Below are 4196 nucleotides of genomic sequence, written 5' to 3'. Positions count from 1 at the left end.
CCTGTTCCAACCCTTGCTTGGACAGGCCGAGGAACTTCCGCAGCCACGGTTGAACAAGCGAAAACAGACATTCTGCCTGATTGATGTGGACTCCGTCAGGCGATACGTACCTCTCTTTGTGGACGACTGTTCGGTGATCCCGATCCATCTCGCGGTACGCTTGGAGTCCATCTGTCCAGACCTCTCCCAGCCGCTGGGAGAGGTCTTCATACTGTCGGCTGAATATTCTTTAGGCTAGAGTGTGATTCTAGGGTATGGCCACGCTTGACGCCGCCACCCTCGACGACCTCCGCGACGCTCTCGCGGAGGTCGAGGACAAGAAGCCGACACAACGGCTGATGGCGGTGATTAACTACCTCGAAGAAGACGACGCGACGATGGCAGAGGTAGCTGAACGGTACGGATACACCGGTCCATGGCTGTCTCGTTGGGTTGGCCGGCTTGACCGGCTCGCTGATGAGCCGGTCGAGCAAGTCGTCTACGACGATCCGCGTGAAGGCAGACCATCCGAACTCTCTGATGAACAGCACGACCAGTTCGTTGAGGTACTTCACGACTCACCCGAAGAAGTTGGACTAGACGCGCCCGCGTGGTCTGTTCCACTAGCTCGTCACTATCTCGTCGAAGAGTTTGACGTTGAGTACTGTGAGCGGCACGTCCGACGATTGATGTCTGAGGCCGGGCTGTCCTGGAAGACAGCCCGGCCGGAGTTCTACAAATCCGACGAGAGAGCCCAAGAAGCCTGGCAAGAAGGCTTCAAAAAAAGCGCAACGACTTGGACGATGAATACATAGTCCTGACGATCGATCAGACGCGGCAGGTTCTCTCGACGCTAATCTATGCGTGGTTTCCGGAAGGAGAGCGCCCGTCACTCCCGGTGACGGGCGCGTGGGATAGCATCAAGTTGCTCGGTGTAGTCAGCGACGGCGGTGAGACGTTCTTTCTGCCGTGTGCAGAGAACTTCAACAGCGACACAACAATCCGGTTACTCGACGCACTCCAGACAGAGTTCGGCGAGAAAATCTGCGTCGTCTTGGACAACGCCTCGTATTTCACGGCGAACAAGGTGTAGGAATTCGTCGAAGACACACCGATCGAGCTGTGTTACCTTCCGCGGGGTTCACCAGAGCTGAACCCCGCGGAAGAGTGCTGGAGACAACTCGATCAAGAACTTGGGAACCGTCTGTTCGAGACGCTTGACGATCTCCGTGATGCTGCTCTCTCTGTACTCGACCGCATCGAAGTTCCTGATATCTTTATGTATTCATGTCTGTGAGTATCAGCAATCGTGATCTCTACCACTCGTAGCTACCACCGTTCACAGTGTTTGCTTGACAAATTCCGACACGATACGATCCTCTGCGGTTCGTAGTCGATATTGAACCGTAGAACGAGGTTCATCAAGTATCGACGCAAGATCGGAGACAGAAACTTCTCTCGGCCGTTCATAGTATCCGTGCTTGACCGCTGCCTTTAGCACTTCCCAGTGTTCTGGCGAGAAGTCTGTCGCGAGGCGCTCGGTCGCCTTCCAGTCGCTGCCAGTAGTGATATGGGACACCGAAACCGACACGCCCTCCCGAATCTGTGCTTCCATTGTATCGTAGATGTCTCCAATAGGAGAATCACTAGGGAAGAGAATGCGCCACCGGTACTCGTCACCGACCCGGCGGGATTCGAATATAGTTCCTGTCTGAATATGATCGAGTACAATATGCGGAAGTGAATGACAACTGTTAATTTCACGACGAAGTGTATAGATAGTTCGGCTAGTCTCTTGACGATCTAGGACACGATATGATCGGTCCGTATCACAATCTACGACATCGAAGCACTCGTTACAGCGGGTTTTGTCAAGAAATACCTCATCGAACGCGTCCAGCGCTTCGCTCGTCCCCTTCGCATAATCGAGCCGCCACATATAGCTGTCATTCACGAAGATCGCGGACGACCACAACGAGAGGCTCTCGTACTGTCGGAACACATCCATCAACTCATCGGCTCCTGACTCGAACTGGAGGACAAACTCAAACTCACGTGTCTCTTGCGCGGGTTCAGGCTTACCGTTCATTTATCTATTGCTAAATAGTAGATACACAAAAGAATTGTTCTTAGTGCTGTTTCATTCTTTTGGCAGATAATATCATCTATTGCTAAAACAATTCTGATTACTGTTACCGGGGTATGTAGAGATGCGATGGCAAACGAGAAAGAACACGGCAGCGGTTCCGTGGAACCGGGCGACACGAGCAAGCGAGTCGGTGCCGAGGTCATCCGCGAACGAGGCGTCGATCCCGAGGAACTCCGGGAGAAACTGATCGACGCGATCGGCGCCGAGTTCACGACCTACTACTACTACACGAACCTCCGAATGCACCTCGCCGGGGAGGAGGACTACAAGGAGATCACCGAGGACGCCCGTCTTGAAGACCGGGCCCACTTCGAGCTTGTCGTCCCCCGGGTGTACGAACTCGAGGGGTCGCTGCCGAACGACATCAGGGACTTCGCCGACCGGGCCTCCTGTCCCGACGCCGAGGTACCGACGCCGATGGATGGTAGTGGTGAGTTCGACACATCCGAGCTAGAAGTCGAAGACATTCTGGAAGTACTGCTCGAAGCGGAACGGTGTGCGATTCGTACTTGGAGCGAGATCTGTGATATGACTCGTGGGGCCGATCCGCGAACCTACGACATGGCCCAGCGGATCCTCAACGAGGAGATGGACCACGAGGCCTGGTTCATCGAGCTGCTGAGCAAGGAACGGGACGACGAGATTAATCCGGCCGGGCACTTCGCGCGTGGCGAGCCGGGCGACGCACCATATACGAAGAACAACCCGTTCAACGACTCCGCCTGAGCGAGTAACAACGGTCTCCACTCTCCCCTTATTTATGACACAGTCGTCGGACGATACGTGGACCATCACGATCGTTGTTCCCGAAGAGTCGTCGCTGGACGAAGCCGGTGAAACACACGAACTTGAGGTCAGTGAGAACGAGACGATTCTGGCGGCCGCGCGTTCGGCGGGTGTGTGGCTCACAGCTGACTGTCAACAAGGTTGGTGTATCACCTGTGCTGCTCGTTTGGTTGACGGCGACGTTGTCCATCCAAACGCGCGTCGGTACGATACTGAAGACCGAGAGGCAGGCTACGTACTCACCTGTACTGCGAAGCCGCGGGCGGACTCAACACTTGTCGTTGAACAGTACGATGAGTTCCTCGAATATAGAGCAGCCAATAACAAACCACCAGGAAATTCGAAGCTAAGTGACTAACATGTCCGAAAACATAACCCGAAAAGAACGAGATAGTTCGTTAACTACTCCGTACAGTGTTCGAAATCGTGGCATACAACTGGTATGTTTTGATGGCCAAGTACCTAGCAAAGAGACAGTATCAGATCAGGGTGTCCGAAAACAGACACTCAAGGCGCTTGAACGTGTTCGCACTGTCGCTGCTGAGGCTGGCGTCAGTCGTCACGAACTAATGCGAACCACAGTATACCTGACTGACATGAGCCAATTAGAGGAAGTTACGCAGGCGTATGACGAATTCTTTGAGGGTCAACGACCGTCACGGACCTTCGTTGGCGTCAAGCAGTTGCCGAACGGTGCTACAGTTCAAATTGAGGCTACTGGTGTATGTGATTGAAATCCTACATCCGTCTTCAGTCAAGCCCCACACTTGGGTTGTGTAGCGGGGGTTAGTGTCGCTTGTAATCAGCCGTCCTTTGTGGATCTTCTGGGCACCTTCGATCAGCCGGTCAAGAAGTGACGGCGGTGAGTAGCTGAGATAGTCACTACGCTCCTGCGTAGCACATTGTTGATGACTTGCTGTGTTTCGATTTTGGTCCATCTTAAGTGAACACTCATTCGTCTTTAGTTAATATCTTCAGTAATACTCGATAGCTGTGGTTTTTGCTCAAATACGGCCCAGCCACACCAGATACGGCAAGAAAACGCCGTTTGTGATGGTTGCTTATCGCTCGATCTCGCCGGTACTGGTGTCTCATCTGTGGCTTCTCCTACATCTAATACTGACAAGCATACTTTTGGGAATTGTATTACTATCAAGGAGCCTGTCATAGAAAGCGTCACGTGCGAAGCAGCAGGGTTTGGAGACAGTGTCTACAAGCTCCAAAGCCCTACAAAGCGAAGCTTCGGTCGACGAGTTCTTGAATGTAGCGGCTACCGAGACGG

4 protein-coding genes and 2 pseudogenes are annotated in these 4196 nt (G+C 53.3%); 4 read left to right on the top strand and 2 right to left on the bottom strand.

Annotation, left to right across the window (positions count from 1 at the left end; all coding sequences use genetic code 11):
- Positions 1-217, bottom strand: a pseudogene (locus B9H04_RS17485) (transposase); the annotation flags it as partial.
- Positions 218-254: 37 nt separating this feature from the next.
- On the opposite strand from B9H04_RS17485, the pseudogene B9H04_RS17480 reads away from it, so the two are divergent.
- Positions 255-1276 (top strand): annotated as a pseudogene (locus B9H04_RS17480) (IS630 family transposase).
- Positions 1277-1318: 42 nt separating this feature from the next.
- On the opposite strand, the gene B9H04_RS17475 reads toward B9H04_RS17480, so the two are convergent.
- Positions 1319-2068: a helix-turn-helix domain-containing protein gene (locus B9H04_RS17475; RefSeq protein ID WP_080508750.1), complete on the bottom strand. Its 750-nt coding sequence runs from the start codon at positions 2066-2068 to the stop codon at positions 1319-1321.
- Positions 2069-2194: 126 nt separating this feature from the next.
- On the opposite strand from B9H04_RS17475, the gene dps reads away from it, so the two are divergent.
- Genes dps through B9H04_RS17460 form a run of 3 tightly spaced genes read left to right on the top strand, consistent with a single transcriptional unit; the run spans position 2195 to position 3648 of the window.
- Positions 2195-2854: a DNA protection during starvation protein gene (gene dps, locus B9H04_RS17470; protein WP_049933440.1), complete on the top strand. Its 660-nt coding sequence runs from the start codon at positions 2195-2197 to the stop codon at positions 2852-2854.
- 34 nt (positions 2855-2888) lie between these two features.
- Complete coding sequence (locus tag B9H04_RS17465; RefSeq protein WP_080508749.1) at positions 2889-3272, top strand: 2Fe-2S iron-sulfur cluster-binding protein; 384 nt, start codon at positions 2889-2891, stop codon at positions 3270-3272.
- Position 3273: 1 nt separating this feature from the next.
- A complete protein-coding gene (locus B9H04_RS17460; RefSeq protein ID WP_080508748.1) occupies positions 3274-3648 on the top strand; it encodes a RidA family protein in 375 nt (124 codons plus the stop codon).
- Positions 3649-4196: the final 548 nt, after the last annotated feature.

Origin of the sequence: Halorubrum ezzemoulense DSM 17463, assembly GCF_002114285.1 — an archaeon.
GTDB classification, from domain to species: Archaea; Halobacteriota; Halobacteria; order Halobacteriales; family Haloferacaceae; genus Halorubrum; species Halorubrum ezzemoulense.
Note: the sequence above shows the minus strand (reverse complement) of the source record. Positions and strands in the feature narration are given on the sequence as shown.